Origin of the sequence: Ralstonia pickettii, from assembly GCF_000607165.1 — a bacterium.
GTDB classification, from domain to species: domain Bacteria; phylum Pseudomonadota; class Gammaproteobacteria; order Burkholderiales; family Burkholderiaceae; genus Ralstonia; species Ralstonia holmesii.
On the sequence record NZ_JFZG01000006.1, the window covers coordinates 219,873 to 238,610 of the forward strand.

Annotated in this window: 18 protein-coding genes and 3 tRNA genes; 2 read left to right on the forward strand and 19 right to left on the reverse strand. The window is 62.2% G+C overall.

Annotation, left to right across the window (positions count from 1 at the left end):
- Positions 1 to 236: 236 nt before the first annotated feature.
- The 6 genes from BG83_RS0107240 to uvrC form a co-directional block, all read right to left on the reverse strand.
- Positions 237 to 1,469: an MFS transporter gene (locus BG83_RS0107240; RefSeq protein ID WP_024976091.1), complete on the reverse strand. Its 1,233-nt coding sequence runs from the start codon at positions 1,467 to 1,469 to the stop codon at positions 237 to 239.
- A gap of 240 nt (positions 1,470 to 1,709) precedes the next feature.
- Positions 1,710 to 1,783, reverse strand: a tRNA-Cys gene (locus tag BG83_RS0107245).
- 92 nt (positions 1,784 to 1,875) lie between these two features.
- Positions 1,876 to 1,951: transfer RNA gene (locus BG83_RS0107250), tRNA-Gly, on the reverse strand.
- A 53-nt stretch (positions 1,952 to 2,004) separates the two neighbouring features.
- Positions 2,005 to 2,080: transfer RNA gene (locus BG83_RS0107255), tRNA-Gly, on the reverse strand.
- 135 nt (positions 2,081 to 2,215) lie between these two features.
- Positions 2,216 to 2,791 (reverse strand): CDP-diacylglycerol--glycerol-3-phosphate 3-phosphatidyltransferase, encoded by a 576-nt coding sequence (gene pgsA, locus BG83_RS0107260; protein ID WP_004635606.1) that lies wholly within the window; start codon positions 2,789 to 2,791, stop codon positions 2,216 to 2,218.
- Positions 2,792 to 2,858: 67 nt separating this feature from the next.
- Positions 2,859 to 4,832 carry an excinuclease ABC subunit UvrC gene (uvrC, locus tag BG83_RS0107265; RefSeq protein ID WP_024976092.1) on the reverse strand — a complete coding sequence of 658 codons (1,974 nt, stop codon included), beginning with the start codon at positions 4,830 to 4,832 and terminating at the stop codon, positions 2,859 to 2,861.
- A gap of 91 nt (positions 4,833 to 4,923) precedes the next feature.
- Between uvrC and earP the strand changes: the two genes are divergently transcribed.
- Together earP and efp are read left to right on the forward strand one after the other, a co-directional pair.
- Positions 4,924 to 6,117 carry an elongation factor P maturation arginine rhamnosyltransferase EarP gene (gene earP, locus BG83_RS0107270; protein WP_024976093.1) on the forward strand — a complete coding sequence of 398 codons (1,194 nt, stop codon included), beginning with the start codon at positions 4,924 to 4,926 and terminating at the stop codon, positions 6,115 to 6,117.
- 122 nt (positions 6,118 to 6,239) lie between these two features.
- Complete coding sequence (gene efp / locus BG83_RS0107275; RefSeq protein WP_024542043.1) at positions 6,240 to 6,809, forward strand: elongation factor P; 570 nt, start codon at positions 6,240 to 6,242, stop codon at positions 6,807 to 6,809.
- 76 nt (positions 6,810 to 6,885) lie between these two features.
- On the opposite strand, the gene nagZ is transcribed toward efp, so the two are convergent.
- The 13 genes from nagZ to BG83_RS0107340 all read right to left on the reverse strand — a co-directional run bounded on the left by nagZ (position 6,886) and on the right by BG83_RS0107340 (position 18,710).
- Positions 6,886 to 7,935 carry a beta-N-acetylhexosaminidase gene (gene nagZ / locus BG83_RS0107280; RefSeq protein ID WP_024976094.1) on the reverse strand — a complete coding sequence of 350 codons (1,050 nt, stop codon included), beginning with the start codon at positions 7,933 to 7,935 and terminating at the stop codon, positions 6,886 to 6,888.
- On the reverse strand, positions 7,932 to 8,372 hold the full coding sequence (gene acpS / locus BG83_RS0107285) for a holo-ACP synthase (protein WP_024976095.1): 441 nt from the start codon (positions 8,370 to 8,372) through the stop codon (positions 7,932 to 7,934). Before acpS ends, nagZ begins: the two co-directional genes overlap by 4 nt.
- Positions 8,369 to 9,160, reverse strand: coding sequence for a pyridoxine 5'-phosphate synthase (gene pdxJ / locus BG83_RS0107290; protein WP_012435233.1), 792 nt, complete (start codon positions 9,158 to 9,160; stop codon positions 8,369 to 8,371). The genes acpS and pdxJ overlap by 4 nt, the downstream gene beginning before the upstream one ends.
- Positions 9,157 to 9,978: a DNA repair protein RecO gene (recO, locus tag BG83_RS0107295; protein WP_024976096.1), complete on the reverse strand. Its 822-nt coding sequence runs from the start codon at positions 9,976 to 9,978 to the stop codon at positions 9,157 to 9,159. The genes pdxJ and recO overlap by 4 nt, the downstream gene beginning before the upstream one ends.
- Before the next feature lie 31 nt (positions 9,979 to 10,009).
- Positions 10,010 to 10,948, reverse strand: a complete 939-nt coding sequence (gene era, locus BG83_RS0107300) for a GTPase Era (RefSeq protein WP_004635627.1) — start codon at positions 10,946 to 10,948, stop codon at positions 10,010 to 10,012.
- A gap of 8 nt (positions 10,949 to 10,956) precedes the next feature.
- Positions 10,957 to 11,727, reverse strand: coding sequence for a ribonuclease III (rnc, locus tag BG83_RS0107305; protein WP_024976097.1), 771 nt, complete (start codon positions 11,725 to 11,727; stop codon positions 10,957 to 10,959).
- 1 nt (position 11,728) lies between these two features.
- Positions 11,729 to 12,097, reverse strand: a complete 369-nt coding sequence (locus BG83_RS0107310) for a DUF4845 domain-containing protein (protein WP_024976098.1) — start codon at positions 12,095 to 12,097, stop codon at positions 11,729 to 11,731.
- Between the two features lie 62 nt (positions 12,098 to 12,159).
- Complete coding sequence (gene lepB / locus BG83_RS0107315; RefSeq protein ID WP_024976099.1) at positions 12,160 to 13,053, reverse strand: signal peptidase I; 894 nt, start codon at positions 13,051 to 13,053, stop codon at positions 12,160 to 12,162.
- A gap of 30 nt (positions 13,054 to 13,083) precedes the next feature.
- Entirely contained in the window at positions 13,084 to 14,883 is a 1,800-nt protein-coding gene (gene lepA, locus BG83_RS0107320; protein WP_024976100.1) for a translation elongation factor 4, read from the reverse strand.
- 174 nt (positions 14,884 to 15,057) lie between these two features.
- Positions 15,058 to 15,378: a glutaredoxin family protein gene (locus BG83_RS0107325; protein WP_024976101.1), complete on the reverse strand. Its 321-nt coding sequence runs from the start codon at positions 15,376 to 15,378 to the stop codon at positions 15,058 to 15,060.
- Complete coding sequence (locus BG83_RS0107330) at positions 15,375 to 16,886, reverse strand: DegQ family serine endoprotease (protein WP_024976102.1); 1,512 nt, start codon at positions 16,884 to 16,886, stop codon at positions 15,375 to 15,377. The genes BG83_RS0107325 and BG83_RS0107330 overlap by 4 nt, the downstream gene beginning before the upstream one ends.
- A gap of 85 nt (positions 16,887 to 16,971) precedes the next feature.
- Positions 16,972 to 18,066, reverse strand: a complete 1,095-nt coding sequence (locus BG83_RS0107335) for a MucB/RseB C-terminal domain-containing protein (protein ID WP_024976103.1) — start codon at positions 18,064 to 18,066, stop codon at positions 16,972 to 16,974.
- A gap of 11 nt (positions 18,067 to 18,077) precedes the next feature.
- On the reverse strand, positions 18,078 to 18,710 hold the full coding sequence (locus BG83_RS0107340) for a sigma-E factor negative regulatory protein (RefSeq protein ID WP_024976104.1): 633 nt from the start codon (positions 18,708 to 18,710) through the stop codon (positions 18,078 to 18,080).
- Between the last annotated feature and the right edge of the window lie 28 nt (positions 18,711 to 18,738).

Sequence of the window (18,738 nt, forward strand, 5' to 3'; positions counted from 1 at the left end):
GCCCCACCAGCATGTATCGCACACCGGCTTGAGCCCAGCTCATGCTAAAAGGCCGCCCCCGTCATATTGCAAACAATTGTGAAAAGCTAAGCGCAGAGCCGAGTTTCCATGGCGTTCTATCATTTTTTATCACGCCATTACAAGGTGCGAGTTCTCAGGAAGTACAGGAGCGGGCCCACGGGCTGGTGGGGCTACCGGGTATACGCTGCCCGGGATCCCCGTTTCCGAACCTTCCGCTAGCGCGCTTGCCCGCGCGTCCAAGCCGCGGTCGCCGCCCAGAATCCAAGCGCCGCCAAGCTGAGCACCGCCCCCAGGACACACACTCCCGACCACCCTGCCGACGCATACACCGCAGTCGAAGCCATCGCCCCCAGCCCGCTTCCTGCCGCGTAAAAGAGCATGTACGCCCCAACCAGCCGGCTTTGCGCTTCCGGCTGCAAGCGGAAAATCAGACTCTGATTCAGCACGTGCACGGCTTGGCCACCCAGGTCCAACAGGATCACGCCGGCGATCAGCCACGCCAGATGCTGCAATCCGAGACCGAGCGGCCACCACGCGAGCAGCAACAAACCCAGCGCGACGCCGGTGGCCGTCTGCGCCCAACCACGGTCCGCCAGATGCCCGGCTCGCGCGGCAGCCAGTGCGCCAATCGCTCCAACCAAACCGAATGCACCGATGCCTGCCGGTGAGAGCGCATAGGGAGGAGCGCTCAAAGCGATCGCCATCGCGCTCCAGAACACATTGAACGCCGCGAACATCAACAAACCGATCAGGCCGCGTACCTGCAACACACGTTCGGTCAGCAAGAGTTGCCACATCGAGCGCAGGAGCGCGGCGTATCTCATGGGCGAAAGCGCAGTCGGCGGCGCAGGCAACGAGCGCCAGAGCATAAAGAGCATCGCTGCCGAGAGGCAGGCTGACACCGTATAGACGGCACGCCAGCCGGCGGCATCCGCGATCCAGCCAGCAACGGCCCGCGCCAGCAAAAGACCGATCACGACCCCACCCTGTACCGCGCCAACCACACGCCCGCGCTCTGTCGATTGCGCCAACGCGGCAGCGCAGGCGATCAGTCCTTGCGTCATCGCTGTGCCAAGCAAACCAACGGAGAACATGCCGAGCAACAACCACCAGCGCACCTCTGCACGTGCCACCGCGAGCAACGCCAGCGTGAGCAAGACGAGCTGCACCAACAGCAGCGGCTTGCGCGGCCAGCGATCCCCCAGCGGCACGACGAGCGCCAGGGCAAGTGCACAGCCAGCTTGTGTCGCGCCGATGATGCCGCCCGCCCATGCATCGCTAAGTGCGAACTCACGGGCCAATGGTTCGAGCAACGGCTGGGCAAAGTAGACATTCGATACGCTAGCCGCTGCGCAAAGCGCCAGCATGACAACCCACGCGCGGGGCAGCGCTGGGGAGGAAAAGGCACGCTCGGTCGACGAATGTTCGGCAACGCAGTCAGAGGGCATCGGCTGTCTCACATGGTTTCAAGTTAAAACCACTTGAGTCTAGGCAACCCAGTTTTTTCATGCAACCACTTAACCGAGGGGGGATTGGCTGGCGATGCCGTCTGGGTCTGCGCCAACGCCGCGGTGACGCACTGTCCAAACTGAGGAATGCAGGACGGAGACGTTAAGCCGAAGCACGCGCATCGCGCACGGTGCAAAAACAAAAAGCCCCGAACCAGTCGGGGCTTTTTTCTTGCATTCTGGAGGCGGAGGCCGGAATCGAACCGGCGTACACGGCTTTGCAGGCCGCTGCATAACCACTTTGCTACCCCGCCAGGGGCTCAGCACCGCATTGTAGCAATTCGTGAAGAACCGCGTGCTTGCCGTGCCGATAAAGAAAAAGGGAAGCAAGGCTTCCCTTCGGGATTGGAGCGGGAAACGAGGCTCGAACTCGCGACCTCAACCTTGGCAAGGTTGCGCTCTACCAACTGAGCTATTCCCGCGTAACCGGTTATGCCGCCGTGCCATCACATCAACACGGCCACACATTTCAAACTGGAGCGGGAAACGAGGCTCGAACTCGCGACCTCAACCTTGGCAAGGTTGCGCTCTACCAACTGAGCTATTCCCGCATTTTGGCTATCAGCACTGCCGTACAACCTTTGTGCTGCCAGACCGTTTGCGTCACATCACTGCAACGCGAGAACGAAATTATGGCAAAGAAAGCTCGTCCTCGTCAACAGTTTTGCGCAAGAGTTTTTACAGGCTCATTTTGCGCGCTCGCGAATCTGTGGCCAGGCGAGCTTCATGTAGTACGCCATCGACCACAGCGTGAGCACCGCCGCCACGTAAATCAGCCACGTGCCCCACACCTGCGCATCGATCATGCCGAACAGGCGACCCTCGAACAGCAGCAACGGAATCGCGATCATCTGGAAGGTCGTCTTCAGCTTGCCGAGGAAGTTGACGGCCACGCTCTTCGACGCGCCAATTTGCGCCATCCACTCACGCAGGGCAGAGATGGTGATCTCACGGCCAATGATGACGAGTGCGATGACGTCGGACACGCGGCCCAATGACAGCAGCACCAGCAGCGCGGCGGCCACCATCAGCTTGTCGGCCACCGGATCGAGGAAGGCTCCGAAAGCAGAGGTCTGGTTCCAGCGGCGGGCAAGAAAGCCGTCGAACCAATCGGTGAGGCTTGCAACGATGAAGAACACCGCAGCCGTCAGGTTCTTGGCGGGCAGTGCCATCCAGGTGTCCGGCACGTAGAACACGCCCACCACCAGCGGGATCATGGCCACACGCAACCAGGTCAGGAGGATCGGGAAGTTGAAAGGCATGGCAAATCGAGAGGACAACCGCCGCGCAAGCGCAAACCAACGCGACAAGATGGGGCATTGTCGCCGATCAATGCAACTGACGGTAGATTTCTTCGGCCAGAGTCTGCGAGATACCTTCCACCGTGGCGAGTTCGTCGACGCTTGCGGCCATCACGCCACGCAGGCCACCAAAGCGCGCCAGCAAACGCTGCCGGCGCTTGGCGCCGATGCCTTCGATCTCTTCCAGCCGCGACGTATTGCGCGCCTTGGCCCGCTTGGCACGCATGCCGGTGATGGCAAAGCGGTGCGCTTCGTCGCGAATCTGCGCGACGAGCATCAGTGCGGCGCTGCCCTGCCCCAACTCCAGTGACGGACGGCCATCGGCGAAGATGAGCGTTTCCAGGCCGACCTTGCGCCCCTCTCCCTTGGCCACGCCGACGAGCAATCCAATATCCAGCCCCAGCTCCTCAAAGACCTGGCGCGCGACTTCCACCTGCCCCTTGCCGCCGTCGATCAGCACAATGCCGGGCATGTTCGGGGTGTCTTCGCCAGCCTGCTCGACGATCTTTTGATAGCGGCGTGTGAGGACTTGCCGCATGGCCGCGTAGTCGTCGCCCGGGGTGATGTCCTGAATGTTGTACCGGCGGTACTCGCTGTTTTGCATGGCGTGGCTGTGGAAAACCACGCACGAGGCTTGCGTGGCCTCACCGGCGGTGTGGCTGATGTCGAAGCACTCGACGCGCAGCGCGGCCAGGTCTTCGAGGTCAATGCCGATGGTCTCGGCCAGCGCGAGTGTGCGGGCCTGCTGGCTGCCTTGCTCGGAAAGCCGGCGCATCAGCGACAGCTCGGCGCCCTTCTCCGCCATCTCCAGCCACGCGCGGCGCCCGCCCTGTGGCTGGCGCACAACCGAAACGCGACGCCCGGCCTGCTCGGCCAACGTGTCGATCAACTCGGTTGCGTGAATCTGATGACTGACCACCAACACTGGCGGCACAAACTGATCGAGATAGTGCTGCGCAACGAAGGCTTCGAGGATGTCGCTGGCCATGCGTTCGGCATCGCGTGCTATCTCTGCGGCAGCCTCACCGTCGGCTTCGACATCCACGCCGACAATGGCGGCGCCCTCTTCCACGTGCGTGGGGAAGTAAGCCTTGTCACCCAGATGGCGCCCGCCGCGCACCATCGCGAGGTTCACGCAGGCGTGGCCGCCCTTGATGGCAACCGCCAGGATGTCGATGTCGCTGGCATGGCCGACTTCTTCCACCGACTGCTGCTTGAGCACCGTCGACAATGCGCCGATCTGGTCTCGCACGATGGCGGCTTGCTCGAACTCCAGCGACTCGGCGTAGCGCTGCATCTTGTCCTGCAGCGTCTGCATGACTTCGTCCTGACGGCCTTGCAGGAAACCGGCCGCGTTGGCGACGTCGCGTGCGTAATCCTCTGCGCTGATCGCCTGTACACACGGGCCGCTGCAGCGATGGATCTGATGCAGCAGGCACGGCCGCGTGCGGTTGTTGAAGACCGTGTCTTCGCACGTGCGGAGCTGGAACACCTTCTGCAGAATCTGCATGCTCTCTCGCACGGCATGCGCACTCGGGAATGGGCCGAAATACTGATGCCTGCGGTCGGTCGCGCCGCGGTAATACGCCATGCGCGGATACGCGTGCTGCGTGAGTTTCAGATACGGATACGACTTATCGTCGCGAAACAGGATGTTGTAGCGCGGCGCCAGCGCCTTGATGAGGTTGTTCTCGAGCAGCAGCGCTTCGGCCTCGCTGCGCACGACCGTGGTATCGATGCGCGCGATCTTCGCCACCATCATCGCGATGCGCGGCGAAAGCAGCGTTTTGTTGAAGTAGCTCGACACGCGCTTCTTGAGGTCGCGTGCCTTGCCCACATAGAGCACGTTGCCCTGCGCATCAAAGTAGCGATACACGCCCGGCAGGTTCGGCAGGCGCGCGATGTGCGCTTTAGCGTCGAACTCGGGCACGTTTGCAGGCGCGCTGGGCTTGACGCTCTCGGGCGTCTCGGAGGGCTGGGGTTGCGTGGGGTCGGACGACATGGCGTTCGCTGGATCAGAGGCCGTCAGTGTAGAACAAGCCGCCGACTACAATGTCGGCCCATCTTCTTCGCTGTCCGGCTAGCCTTCCTGCATGCGCACCATCACATCCTGGGATCTCTTCTGCCGCGTCGTCGACAACTACGGCGACATTGGCGTCTGCTGGCGACTGGCTCGCCAGCTTGTGCAGGAGCACGGGCACACCGTCCGCCTGTGGGTCGACGACCTTCGCTCATTCGAAAAGATCTGCCCCACTGTTGACGCAAAGGCCGATGCGCAGCGCGTCTCGGGCGTGGACATTCGCCACTGGGTTGACGATGCGCAGGCCGCCAGCCTGCTCGCTGCCGACGCGCACCCCGCGCTGCACGACGTGGTGATCGGCGCCTTCGCATGCGCCGTCCCCGAGCCCATGCTGAAGCTCATGGCCGAGCGGGCATCCCAAGGATCGGCGCCGGTTTGGATCAACCTCGAATACCTGAGCGCCGAGAACTGGGTCTCCGAGCATCACGCGATGCAGTCGCCACATATGCGGCTGCCGCTCGTCAAACACTTCTTTTTCCCCGGCTTCGCCCGCAACACCGGCGGCGTCCTGCGGGAATCGCATCTGGGCGCCCAACGCAAGACGTTCGAGGCGAGCCCCGCCGCCCACCAGGCGTTGTGGCACCGGCTTGGCGTCGACGACCTGATGCGCGACAGCCCTGACGCCCTGCGCGTGAGCCTGTTCGCCTATGCCAACCCGGCACTGCCAACGCTGGTCGCTCAATGGGAGGCGTCGCCCCAGCCGGTGATTTGCCTAGTCCCGGAAGGCTTGGCCGCCCAGCAGATCGCCGAGCTGTTGGGTGACGCCCGTGGCGCCAAGACGGGCGCCCGCTGGACGCGCGGCAACCTGAGCGCGGCGGTCGTGCCGTTCGTGCCACAGGAGCACTACGACCCGCTGCTCTGGGCGTGCGACATCAATTTCGTGCGCGGAGAAGACTCATTCGTGCGCGCCCAATGGGCGCTGAAGCCCTTTGTTTGGCACATCTATCCTCAAAGCGACGAGGTGCACCTCACGAAGCTGGACGCCTTTCTGGCGCGCTATACCACCGCCCTGGCAGAGGCCGACGCCAAGGCGCTCGTCGCCTTCTGGCACGCCTGGAATGGTGCGCCCGCATCACTCAACTGGGCGCACTTTGCAGCTACGGCGGCGCGCCTGCGCGCACGGGCCGTCACCTGGGAACAAAGCTTGATGCAACTAGGCGATCTCGCCGCGAATTTGGTGGCATTTTGCCAAAAACAGGTAAAATAGCGGGCTGATCTGTATGCGACCCCCGGCTCTGACCTGGTTCGCGCGGCCCGGAGGGTATCGCGCGGTGCTTCGTTGCTTGGCGCGCATCGAACCCTCTTACTCTCAGGAAATGTGAAATGGCTTTGAAAATCGCGCAGGAACTCCGCGCTGGCAACGTGTTCATGATCGGCAACGACGCAATGGTCGTTCTCAAGACCGAGTACAGCCGTTCGGGCCGTTCGGGCGCCGTCGTCAAGATGAAGTACAAGAACCTGCTGACGGGCGCAGGCGGCGAGTCGGTGTTCAACGCCGACGACAAGATGGACCAAGTCATCCTCGAGAAGAAGGAAGCCGAGTACTCCTACTTCGACGGCACGATGTACGTGTTCATGGACCCGGTCACCTACGAACAGTACAACGTTGAGCCGGCCGCCATGGGCAGCGCGCTGAACTACCTGCAAGACGGCATGAAGGTCGAAGTGACGTTCTACAACGAGAACGCCATCTCGGTGGAACTGCCGACGACGGTTGTCCGCGAAATCGTCTACACCGAACCGGCCGTCAAGGGCGACACGTCGTCGGGCAAGGTTCTGAAGGCGGCTCGCATCAACGACAATGAAGAATTCACGATCATGGTCCCGCTGTTCTGCAACATCGGCGAGAAGATCGAAATCGACACGCGTACCGACGAGTACCGCAGCCGCGCCAAGTAAGCTGGCGTCGCAGTAAGAAGAAAGGCTCCCTCGGGAGCCTTTTTCTTTTGCGATCAATCTTCTTGGCGTTTGGACGCTACTTGATGAGTTTCGCCTCGCGCAACGTACGCAGCGCCTGCTTGTAAGCCGATTGCTGCTGCAGCTTCGCCCAGTCCTTCACGGCGCGACCACCAAACAACCGCCGCACGCGCCGCTGCGACGCCTTGCCCATCGGCACATCCAACTCGCCGAGCAGTTGATCGGCCTTTTCCGGCGCATTGCAGATCAGCACCATGTCGCAGCCGGCCGTGAGCGCCGCTCGTGCGCCATCGACGACCGTGCCGGCAACGCTCGCGCCTTCCATGCTCAGGTCATCACTGAAGATCACGCCGTCGAAGTTGAAATGCGCGCGCAGCATGTCCTGCAGCCAGAAGCGAGAGAAGCCCGCCGGATTCGGATCGACCGCCGAGTAAATCACGTGCGCCGGCATCACTGACTGCAGGCCGATTCCCATCCACCCGTAGGGCTGCGCGTCGTCAGCGAGGATAGCCTCCAGCGGGCGCTCGTCCACCGGCACGGCGATGTGCGAATCAGCCTGGACGTAGCCGTGGCCGGGGAAATGCTTGCCGCAGTTCGACATGCCGGCTAGGCGCAGGCCCAGTGTCAGGTGGTTGGCCAGCATCGTTACCACGCGCGGGTCGCGATGGAACGCGCGATCGCCGATCACGCTGCTGCTACCGTAGTCGAGATCGAGCACGGGCGTGAAGCTCAGGTCGATATCGCACGCGCGCAGTTCGGCGGCCAGCACGTAGCCGCAAGCCGTGGCAACGCGCGTCGCGGCCAGCACGTCGGTGTCCCAGAGCTTGCCCAGCGCGCCCATGGCGGGTAGATGCGTGAAACCGTCGGTCTTGGCGCGCTGCACGCGACCGCCTTCGTGGTCGATGCAAATCAGCACGTCGTTGCGAATCGCGCGAATGGCCTGCGTGAGCGCCGTCAATTGCGCGCGCGATTCAAAGTTGCGCGCAAACAGGATCACGCCGCCCGTCAGCGGATGGGCAATGCGTCGAACATCGTCGGGGCCGAGTTCCAGGCCGGCAACATCCAGAACGATCGGGCCCGGGTGCTTCTGCTTCTTGGTTTGAGTCATGCGGAGGATTTCGTTTGCAACTCGGCAACGGCGAAGGCGACTGCATAGTCGCGTTCGTCCGTCACACTGATCTGGATATGAAGGCCGTGCTGCGTGATCCAGTCGGCCAGTTCGCCGCTATAGCGCACCACAGGTTGGCCGGATGGCAAGTTCAGCGTCTGTACCGCCCGCCACGTCATCGGCCAGCGCATTCCCAGGCCGATGGCCTTGGACACGGCTTCCTTGGCGGCAAAACGCGTGGCAAGGAACGCAAGGCCACGCCGCTCGGAGCGCGCCTTCCGGGCATGGTAGACACGCAGCTCATCGGGCCCGAGCACCTTTTCGGCAAAGCGGCCGTTAGTCCGCTGCATCACGCCTTCGACGCGCTCGATCTGGATGATGTCGGTGCCGATGCCGTAAATCGCACCGGACGCCGCGGCGGCGGCGCGTTCGTTCATACGGGCACGCCCGGGTGTGCGGCCGCCGGCGTGGTGGACGACAGCCGCGCCGCGACCATGATCGCCTTCATCTCGCGCACCGCGTTCTGCCAACCGGCAAACACCGCGTGCGCAACGACGGCGTGGCCGATGTTGAGTTCGTGAATGCCAGCGATGGCCGCAATCGGCTGCACGTTCGTGTAGTGGAGGCCGTGGCCTGCGTTCACGCGCACGCCCCAGCGGATACCTTCTTCCACCGCGGTTTCGATGCGAACGAGCTCTGCCCGGAGCTCGGCGTCGTCCGTAGCTTCGGCATAGCGGCCCGTGTGTAATTCGATGACGGGCGCGCCGGCAGCGGCCGCCGCCTCGATCTGTGCCGCATCCGGATCGATGAACAGCGACACGCGGATGCCCGCATCGGCCAGTTGCTTGCAAGCGGCTTGCACCTTGGCGAAACCACCCACCACGTCCAAGCCGCCTTCGGTGGTGACTTCCTGGCGGCGCTCGGGCACGAGGCAGACATCCTGCGGGCCGATGTCGCACGCGATGTCGAGCATCTCCTGCGTGACGGCGCACTCCAGGTTCATGCGCGTGCGCAGTTGCGGCCGCAGCGCGCGTACGTCGGCGTCCTTGATGTGGCGACGATCTTCGCGCAGATGCAGGGTGATGAGGTCGGCGCCGGCTTCTTCAGCCAACAGCGCCGCGGCGATCGGGTCCGGGTAAGTGGTACCGCGCGCGTTGCGCAGCGTGGCGACGTGGTCGATGTTGATGCCCAGGTCGATGATTCCCGGCGAGGCATGAAAGATCATAGTTTCTGCAAGTCGATCAGGATCTGGCGCGTCGAAAGCGGCGTGCCGTGCAAATGATAATGCAGCAGGAAACGCATCAGGCTGCGGCTTTGCTGCGCGGTCGTTGGGCGTGACGCGTAATCGTCATGTTCCATGTCGATCAGCGTCTGGCCCCGCAAAACAGGCCAGGACGATGGATCGCTCGGCAGCGTCCGTCGGATGCCGCGCTCCGGGTGATAGACATATTCGGCGTCGGCTTGCACCGGCTCACCGTCGATGCAGCGGTCGAGCCGTGCAGCGAAGCCAGTCTCACGTAGCAGCACACGTTCGAACGCGCGTAGCGTGAAGGCCGCGGGTTCACCATGAGCAAGCTTGTTGAGCGCTTCGACGTAGTGTGAGAACAGTACCGGGTGGCCGTCTTCGCGGGCGACGAACTTGACGAGCAGTTCGTTCAGATAGAAACCGGATAGCAGCCCCTCCCCGCCCAACGGCAGCATGCCGCCGACCCACTCGGCACGGGTCAGCGTGCGCACATCACCTCGCCCGCTCCAGGAAAGCGACAGCGGCTGAAATGTCTGCAGCACCGCGCGCAGGGCCGAATGCGGTCGCTTCGCCCCCTTGGCGACCAACGCCATGCGCCCATAGTCCGGCGTGAAGACATCGATAATGAGGCTGGTTTCCCGATATGGGTAACTGTGCAGCACGAAGGCCGGCTGCGCAGCGACGCGTGTTTCGGAACGCCCGGCAGGAAAGCTCTTGCGCGGCGCGGCGCCGGCTACGCTTTCCTCGGCGAGCCATTCCGCGGCCTCGTCCGGAATCGGATCGGATCGTCCCGCCATCGAGCGTGTGTAGAGTGGCCCGGCTGAGTGGTTACTCGTAGCCGTAGGCGCGCAGGCCGGCTTCGTTGTCGGCCCAACCGCTCTTGACCTTGATCCAGACCTCCAGATACACCTTGCCGTCGAACAGTTTTTCCATGTCCATGCGGGCTTCAGTGGAGATCTGCTTGAGCTTGGCACCCTTCGCGCCAATGATCATCGCCTTGTGCGCATCGCGGTCAACCAAGATGGTCACGAATACTCGGCGCAGGCGGCCTTCGGTCTCGAATTTGTCGACGATGACGGTGCTGGAATACGGCAATTCGTCGCCAGTCCAGCGGAAGACCTTCTCGCGAACAATTTCTGCGGCCAGGAAGCGCTCGCTGCGATCGGTCAGCGCTTCCGGGTCGTACATCGGTTCGCCTTCCGGCAGGTACGGGCGCACGATGCCGAGCAAGCGGTCGATGTCGTCGCGGTTCTTGGCCGACATCGGCACGATTTCGGCAAACGGAAACACCTGTGCCATGTCCTGCAGGAACACGGCGACCATCTCGGCGCGCGTGTATGCGTCGAGCCGATCGACCTTGTTGACAATCAGGATCACGGGCGTCTCGCGCGGCAGCAGCGAGAGCACCTTCTCGTCGTCCGGGCCATAGCGGCCCGCTTCAACCACGAACAACACGGCATCCACCGACGTAAGCGTGGAGGTGACTGCGCGGTTCAGCGAGCGGTTCAGCGCCGTGGCGTGGCGTGTCTGAAAGCCCGGCGTATCGACGAAGACGAACTGGGCGTCATCGGTCGTCTGAATGCCAGTGATGCGGTGGCGCGTGGTCTGCGCCTTGCGCGATGTGATGCTGACTTTCTGGCCCACCAGGGCATTCATCAGCGTGGATTTGCCGACGTTCGGCCGCCCAACAATGGCGACCATGCCGCAGCGGAACCCCTCCGGCACACCAGATTCTGGCTGCGGAGGTTGCAATGGGGTGTCGCTCATTTATCTGATCATTCCTTCAACCTGAGAGACAACTGCGGATCGGGCGGCGTAGCCTGCTTGCGCGTCTTGCCGGTGCGCTCGGCGCGGCTGCGCTTGACGAGCTGCGGCACTAGGCGATGCGCTTCATCCAGGGCCAGCTTGGCCGCCGATTGCTCGGCCGCGCGCCGCGATGCCCCGCTGCCAGAGACGCGAATCTCCAGCTTCGGGATCGAGCACTCGACCTCGAACTGCTGATTATGCGCCGCGCCGTGGGTAGCAACCACCGTGTACAGCGGCAACGCAATCTTGTGACCTTGGAGGTACTCCTGCAACAGCGTCTTGGCGTCCTTGCCGAGCGTGCGCGGGTCGACCTGTTCAAGGATCGGGATATAGAGTTTGCGGATCAGGGTGCGGGCAGCATCGAAGCCGCCGTCGAGGAACACCGCCCCGAAAATCGCTTCGAGCGCATCAGCCAGGATCGAAGGCCGGCGGAAACCACCGCTCTTCAATTCACCTTCGCCCAAACGTAGGGCATCGGGCAACAGCAACATCTGCGCAATCTCGTACAGCGCCTGCTGCTTGACCAGATTGGCCCGCACGCGCGAGAGATCGCCCTCATCCAACTTGCCGAACATGCCGTAGAGCATGTCGGCGACGGCGCAATTCAGGATTGAATCGCCAAGAAATTCCAGGCGCTCGTTGTGCATCGCGCTGTGGCTGCGATGGGTGAGCGCCTGCTGCAGCAACTCCGGTTTGCTGAAGCGGTAGCCAAGACGTTGCTGTAGTGCATCCAAACTCATGTCAACGCTGGGTCCCCGAATAGGTGATCACCAGACCGATGGGGCCATACAACGGGATATCTCGCTTATAGGAGAAACGCACTGCCTGGATGGAACCACTGCCATCCAGCACTTCCAGATCTTCACCCTTGATCGACGTGATGTCGTCGATCGCGGCTTGCTTGTCAAAGGCGTTGGCCACTTCTTCGCGCGTGCTTGCACGTTCACGCGCCTGCTTCACGGCGCGCGTGATGGCTTGATATTCCATCAGGCTTGGGACGGATCGAATAGCCGGCAGCACAAACGTGATCAGCACAATGATGCCGATCAGGATGCCGAACATCGTAATCCCGCGCGACGGGCGTTTCAGACCGGCCTGACGAATCCGCATTGCATTTCCCCCGTTGTGCAATTGCCGAGTTTCAATAAGAGCTTTTTGCATCACTTACCGGATCAATGGAAAGCACCGATCCGCTTCAGGTCACCCAGGTTCATCCAGATGAAGAACGCTTTCCCGACGATGTTCTTGTCCGGCACGAAACCCCAGTAACGGGAGTCCGCACTGTTGTCGCGATTATCGCCCATCATGAAATAGTGACCTGCAGGTACCTTGCAGGTGAAACCGGTCTGATTGTAAGTGCAGTTTTCGCGGAACGGAAAATCGTCCGGACCGGAGACATAAGCGGGGCGGTCGGCGTCGTTCAGGATGTTGTGCGTGACGTTGCCGAACGTCTCCTGATACTGCTTCGAGTACGTCAAGCGCTCGCCATCGAGGTAATCGGACTGCGGTGCGTAGGTGGCCGGTTGGCCATTCACGGTCAGGCGCTTGTTGTCGTACTTCACCACGTCGCCGGGCACGCCGATCACGCGCTTGATGTAGTCCATCGACTCGTCTTTCGGATAGCGAAAGACCATCACGTCGCCGCGTTGCGGTTGATTCAACTCGACGATCTTCTTGTTCACGATGGGCAAACGGATGCCATACGTGTACTTGTTGACGAGGATGAAATCACCGATCTGCAGCGTGGGAATCATCGAGCCCGACGGAATCTTGAACGGCTCGATCACGAACGAGCGCAGCAGGAACACTGCGGCGATGACCGGGAAGAAACTGGCCGTGTACTCCAGCCACCAGGGCTGGCGCAGCTTGTCTTCAGCCAGTTGCAGACGCGCGGCACCGATGTCGCCACCGCCGCCGTACTGCGCTTGCACCTGCGCACGCGCGTCGAATTCAGCCAGTGCCGCGGCCGCAGCCGCCTGACGCTGGCGCTGGAACACGAGCTTGTCAGCCACCCACGCAATACCGGTGAGGACGACGAGAACAAACAGAATCAGGGCGAAGTTCATGGATGAGAGATCGTCCGAGCGATGTCTGGATTATTTTTCTTCGACGCGCAGGATGGCCAGGAAGGCCTCTTGCGGAATTTCAACGGTACCAACCTGCTTCATGCGCTTCTTGCCCTCTTTCTGCTTTTCGAGAAGCTTCTTCTTGCGCGAGATATCACCGCCGTAGCACTTGGCCAGCACGTTTTTGCGCAGCGCCTTGACGTTTTCGCGGGCGATCACATTGGCGCCAATGGCTGCCTGGATTGCCACGTCGTACATCTGGCGCGGAATGATCTCGCGCATCTTGGCGGCCACTTCACGGCCACGGTACGTACTGTTTGAACGGTGGACGATGATGGACAGCGCATCGACCTTGTCGCCGTTGATCAGGATGTCGACCTTGACCACGTCCGACACGCGGTACTCCTTGAACTCGTAATCCATCGACGCATAACCGCGCGAAACGGATTTCAGCCGGTCGAAGAAGTCCAGCACGATCTCGCCCATCGGGATCTCATACGTCAGCTGAACTTGGCGGCCGTGGTAGCTCATGTTGATCTGTGAGCCGCGCTTCTGCTCGCACAACGTAATCACGGCGCCCACGTAATCCTGCGGCATGTACAGATTGACCGTGACGATCGGTTCGAGAATCGCCTCGATCTTGCTCGGGTCCGCGGGCATCTTGGCGGGGTTTTCCACCTGCATCATCGTGCCGTCGCGCAGTTGCACCTGATAGACCACCGTCGGCGCGGTGGTGATCAGATCCATGTCGAATTCGCGCTCCAGGCGCTCCTGCACGATCTCCATGTGCAACAGACCAAGGAAGCCACAGCGGAAGCCGAAGCCCAGCGCCTGCGACACTTCCGGCTCGTACTGCAGCGAGGCGTCGTTGAGCTTGAGCTTTTCCAGCGATTCACGCAGCGCTTCGTACTGGTTGGCTTCCACCGGATACAGGCCGGCAAACACCTGCGGCTTGACTTCCTTGAAGCCCGGCAGCGGCGCCTCGGCCTTGCGCGGTGCAACGTGGGTGATGGTGTCACCCACCTTGGCGGCCTTCAGTTCCTTGATGCCGGCGATGACAAAGCCCACCTGCCCCGCGGACAGCGATTCGCGCGGCACCGACTTCGGCGAGAACACGCCCACCTGTTCCACCAAGTGCTGCGCACCGGTTGCCATCAGCAGGATTTTATCTTTGGCGCGCAGCGTGCCGTTCACCACGCGCACCAGCATCACCACACCGACATAGTTGTCGAACCACGAGTCGATAATGAGCGCTTGCAGCGGCGCGGCCGGGTCACCCTTGGGCGCTGGCACCTTGGCAATCAGCGCTTCCAGTACGTCGGCCACGCCTACGCCGGTCTTGGCAGAGCAGCGCGTCGCGTCTGTCGCGTCGATGCCGATCACGTCTTCGATTTCCTGGATCGCGTTGTCCGGATCGGCCGCAGGCAAGTCGATTTTGTTGAGCACCGGCACCACTTCCACACCCAGCTCGATGGCGGTGTAACAGTTGGCAACGGTTTGCGCCTCCACGCCTTGGGAAGCATCGACCACCAGCAGAGCACCTTCGCACGCGGATAGCGAGCGACTGACTTCGTAGCTGAAGTCGACGTGTCCCGGGGTGTCGATCAGGTTGAGGTTATAGACCTTGCCGTCCCGTGCTTTGTAGGACAACGCGGCGGTCTGCGCCTTGATGGTAATGCCGCGTTCCTTCTCGATGTCCATCGAGTCCAGTACTTGGGCTTCCATCTCGCGGTCGGAGAGCCCGCCACACAACTGGATGATGCGATCGGCCAGCGTCGATTTGCCGTGGTCGATGTGGGCGATGATCGAGAAATTGCGGATATTGTCCATCGAATGCGTCGAAAAGCGCCCATCCCGGGCGCGTCTGCCGGGAGCGCGAGGCGGTACCGGCATGGCCGGCGCACATTGGCTGCGCTGGCGGGAGGTATTGGATTCCAAGCCGAACTTGCGACACAGAAATCGTGCAATGCAAAAATCGGCGCTAACAGGCGATTTTACCGGATTTCAGGGGGCTTCCCGCGCCTCTTTTTGCGGCAGGGGCGCTGTGTCAGGCGCACGCGCCGTCTGCGCTGCAAGCCATGCCTGCACGGCAGGCACATCGAGAAAGTAGTGACACAACTCCCGCACGTCTTGGGGCGAGGCCGCCGGGCCCCCGGTCATCAGTACGGGCACCAACTCGTCAAACCGCGCTTCCAGCGCCGGATCGCTGTCGACGTCCACTTCGTGCAGCACAAAAGAAAAACCGCGCCGGAGCGGCTCCAGCGCGTTCTTCATGTCGTCGCACAAGTGGCAGTACGTGCGTCCGTAGAGCGTCAGCTCGATCACTGGCCGCTACCCGAACGGGCCGCGCTCGGGCGCAGTGTCACCACCTGGGTCGCATCGCCACGGCGTACAAACACGGCAACCATGCGGTTTTTGTCGAGCTTGGCGACCACCTCGTTGAACTGCTTGGCGTTGGAGACGTCGGTATCGCCCACGCGCAGAATGAGATCACCCGGTCGAATGCCGACGCGCGCCGCCGGCCCTTCAGAGACCTGCACTTCAACGCCACTCTTGGTCTTGAACTCGCGACGCGCGCCGTCAGACAAGTCAGCCACCACCAGCCCCAGCGCATTCGGCTTGCCCGGACCCTGCTGGCTGTTATCAGGCTGCGCGCCCTTGGCGCGCTGCGCCACCTTGGTGTCGGCCTGCAACTCGGCGACCGTCACGGTCAGATCGCGCGTTGCGCCCTTGCGCCAGACCTGCACGGTAGCGCGCGCCCCCGGCTTGGTTTCGCCGACTTGGCGCTGCAGGTCACCCGCCTTCTCGACATCGCGGCCGTTGTACTTCAAGACGATGTCACCGGCCTCGATGCCGGCCTTGTCCGCCGGACCGCCCGATTCGACATTGCCAACATAGGCGCCGCGCGCACGGCCCAGACCCAGCGACTCCGCTGCATCCTTCGGCACGTTGTCGATTGCCACACCGATGCGGCCGCGTGTCACGCGCCCCGTCGCCTTCAACTGCTCAGCCACACGCATCGCCTCGTCGATCGGAATCGAGAACGAGATGCCCATGTAGCCGCCGCTTTGGCTGTAGATCTGGTTGTTGATGCCGATCACCTCGCCGCGCAGGTTGATCAACGGGCCGCCCGAGTTGCCGGGGTTGACGGCTACGTCGGATTGGATGAACGGCAGGTAGTCGCCCGTATCGCGCCCCTTGGCCGACACAATGCCTGCAGTCACCGTATTGTCCAGCCCAAACGGGGAACCGATTGCGAGCACCCACTCGCCTACGCGCACCTTGTCGGAATCGCCGAGCTTCAGGCTAGGCAGAGCACTCGCCTCGACCTTGACGAGCGCAACGTCGGTACGCTTGTCCAGGCCGATCAGCCTGGCCTTGTACTCGCGCTTGTCGATCAGCGTGACATAGATGGTTTCCGCGCCTTCCACCACATGCGCGTTGGTCAGGATGTAGCCGTCGCCTGAAATGATGAAGCCGGAACCGACACCGCGGCTCTGCTCCTCTTCCTGTTGCGGCGGCGCGTTGCGGCGCTTCTGACCCTGCCCCGGCATGCCCGGCATCGGTACACCGAAGAAGCGGCGGAAGAACTCGGCCATGTCGTCATCGTTCGGACCACCCTGCTGCATACGGACCTTTTCGGTCGTGCGGATGTTGACGACAGCGGGGCTCACCTTCTCGACCAGATCGGCAAAATCAGGCAAACCATACGTGCCCGTGGCCACGCTACCCGTGGCGTTCTGTGCGTGGGCCGGCGCCAGCGCGCTCCCAACCGCCACAGCGGCGGCAACGCACAGCAGACGCAAGGCGTGAACGGATCGAGCGGTACGCATGAAAGCTCCCCGGAACAAGAACAGATAGAGAATTGGCACTGCGCGACCACGTCGCGCACCCAAGATAGATGCCGGCTTGTGGCTATTACGGCGCGCTGGCCGGCTTGTTGGCCGCGTTGGCGGACACCGGCTTGTAGTCGACTGCTGCGCCAAACTGCTTGATGGTAGCAAACGGGACTTCGCCCACGACCGTCAGCCAGAAATCGGCAACACGTCGCACCATCACATGCGTAGCGCCTTGTGAGATGAAGCCTTCGCGGCGCGTGCGCTTTTCCGATACCGGCTCGATAAAGAGCGACAGCCCTGCCAACCCGTCGCTAAACACGACCTGCTGGACCTCGAAACCGGAACTGTTCTTGCCGGCTGGCGCAATGTCGCCCAGCGGACGGCGCACCTCACGGATCTTCTGGAAGCCCTTGACAGGGTTGCCGATCGTCCAGCCTTGCTCGGCAAGGTTAGTCGGCTGGGTCACGATCTCGTATTGATTCCAGCCGTTCAGGTTCTTGAGCGCAGTAACGATCTTCTGCTTTTCCGACGGCACACCCAACTCAACTTGCGAGAAGGCAACCTGTTCAAGCACCTTGCCGTCTTCACCGATGGTCTGGGCGCGCATCAACAAACCACTGTTGCGCTCCGCCCAGATTCGGTAGGCATAACGGTAGCCGTCCTTCGGATCGAGCTGAAAGACTTCACAATCCATGCCTGCGACGCGCTCGGTCGGCAGGTGGCGCATGTCGTACTGATCAAGCACATCGCCATTGGTGGTGGCGAGCAGCGCGGGGAAGCTGTCCTTGTGCTCCTGCTTCTCCGTCACAACGAGTTTGACGTCGTAAATCAGGTTCCGGACGACGTCATTCTGGCGCAGCATTTCGCGCTGCTTGCCGTCCAGCGCCTCGACGCGCTCGTATTCGTTGTTGAAGAGATCAGCGTAATGCTGGATGCGGGTGGAGTGCATGCCGGTGCCACGCTGATACGTGAGCGTACCGACATAGTTCTGCTTGAGCGCTGCGCGATGGATTTTGGCCAGCCAGGAGGCGGCCTCCTTGCGCGGCATCGGATCGGGCTGCGGCTGGGCGGCTGTTGCCAGCGCCGAAACACACAGAAGGAGAAAAACCGACCGACGAACGGCCTGCAGCTTGCGGGCGCCTGCCCCGGCAACGGGGTGCCACACCTTCGACATGGATGCCCGCATTATTCCTGATTGGAGTCCTGGGTGTTCGCCACCCCATTGGCCACTGCACGCAGATAGGGAACCACCATACCGTTGGTCGCTGATTGCCGGTGGGCACTCAGGTATTCGTCCAGACGGGCATCGCGGATCATCGGCGTATTGTCAGTTGCCGCCACGGTCAGCGCCTGCGCGCCAGCACCTTGCGTCGCTTTGGCGACCAATGCTGGGGAGCCGTCAGCGCCATCGGCAGGACCGCGCAGTTGCGGCACGACAACCCAGCTAACAGCTGCCACCGCCGCCGCCACGGCAGTCGTAGGCACGATCCGGCGGACCCAAGCAGGACTGACTAGGAAGCGGTGCCTCTCTTGGGTTTTCGCACGCTGCGCTACTGCCGGCACCAGCAAGTGAGGCTCGGCGTCGAGCTTGGCCGAGAACCGGCTGAGGAAATCTTCAGAGGAACGCGTGTTCAGCAGATCTTCCGACCGGAGCACGTCGCCGATCAGTTGATATTCGCGCCAATGTGCTGCGCCCTCGCCATCCTTGGCGACTTCCACGGCAGACGACACCTCGTGCGCTGCGACTTCACCGTCCATCAAGGCAGAGATGCGTTGTGCGAACTCCGCTTCTGCCGTTTGCAATTGAGCCTGACCCATTTCCCGACCCCAAAAACTCCAACGTCCA

Excerpts from the sequence above, each read along its gene's own strand:
- BG83_RS0107240 (WP_024976091.1), bottom strand. The coding sequence starts at position 1,469 with ATGCCCTCTGACTGCGTTGCCGAACATTCGTCGACCGAGCGTGCCTTT.
- pgsA (WP_004635606.1), bottom strand. The coding sequence starts at position 2,791 with ATGCCTTTCAACTTCCCGATCCTCCTGACCTGGTTGCGTGTGGCCATG.
- uvrC (WP_024976092.1), bottom strand. The coding sequence starts at position 4,832 with ATGTCGTCCGACCCCACGCAACCCCAGCCCTCCGAGACGCCCGAGAGC.
- earP (WP_024976093.1), top strand. The coding sequence starts at position 4,924 with ATGCGCACCATCACATCCTGGGATCTCTTCTGCCGCGTCGTCGACAAC.
- nagZ (WP_024976094.1), bottom strand. The coding sequence starts at position 7,935 with ATGACTCAAACCAAGAAGCAGAAGCACCCGGGCCCGATCGTTCTGGAT.
- acpS (WP_024976095.1), bottom strand. The coding sequence starts at position 8,372 with ATGAACGAACGCGCCGCCGCCGCGGCGTCCGGTGCGATTTACGGCATC.
- pdxJ (WP_012435233.1), bottom strand. The coding sequence starts at position 9,160 with ATGATCTTTCATGCCTCGCCGGGAATCATCGACCTGGGCATCAACATC.
- recO (WP_024976096.1), bottom strand. The coding sequence starts at position 9,978 with ATGGCGGGACGATCCGATCCGATTCCGGACGAGGCCGCGGAATGGCTC.
- era (WP_004635627.1), bottom strand. The coding sequence starts at position 10,948 with ATGAGCGACACCCCATTGCAACCTCCGCAGCCAGAATCTGGTGTGCCG.
- rnc (WP_024976097.1), bottom strand. The coding sequence starts at position 11,727 with ATGAGTTTGGATGCACTACAGCAACGTCTTGGCTACCGCTTCAGCAAA.
- BG83_RS0107310 (WP_024976098.1), bottom strand. The coding sequence starts at position 12,097 with ATGCGGATTCGTCAGGCCGGTCTGAAACGCCCGTCGCGCGGGATTACG.
- lepB (WP_024976099.1), bottom strand. The coding sequence starts at position 13,053 with ATGAACTTCGCCCTGATTCTGTTTGTTCTCGTCGTCCTCACCGGTATT.
- lepA (WP_024976100.1), bottom strand. The coding sequence starts at position 14,883 with ATGGACAATATCCGCAATTTCTCGATCATCGCCCACATCGACCACGGC.
- BG83_RS0107330 (WP_024976102.1), bottom strand. The coding sequence starts at position 16,886 with ATGCGTACCGCTCGATCCGTTCACGCCTTGCGTCTGCTGTGCGTTGCC.
- BG83_RS0107335 (WP_024976103.1), bottom strand. The coding sequence starts at position 18,066 with ATGTCGAAGGTGTGGCACCCCGTTGCCGGGGCAGGCGCCCGCAAGCTG.
- BG83_RS0107340 (WP_024976104.1), bottom strand. The coding sequence starts at position 18,710 with ATGGGTCAGGCTCAATTGCAAACGGCAGAAGCGGAGTTCGCACAACGC.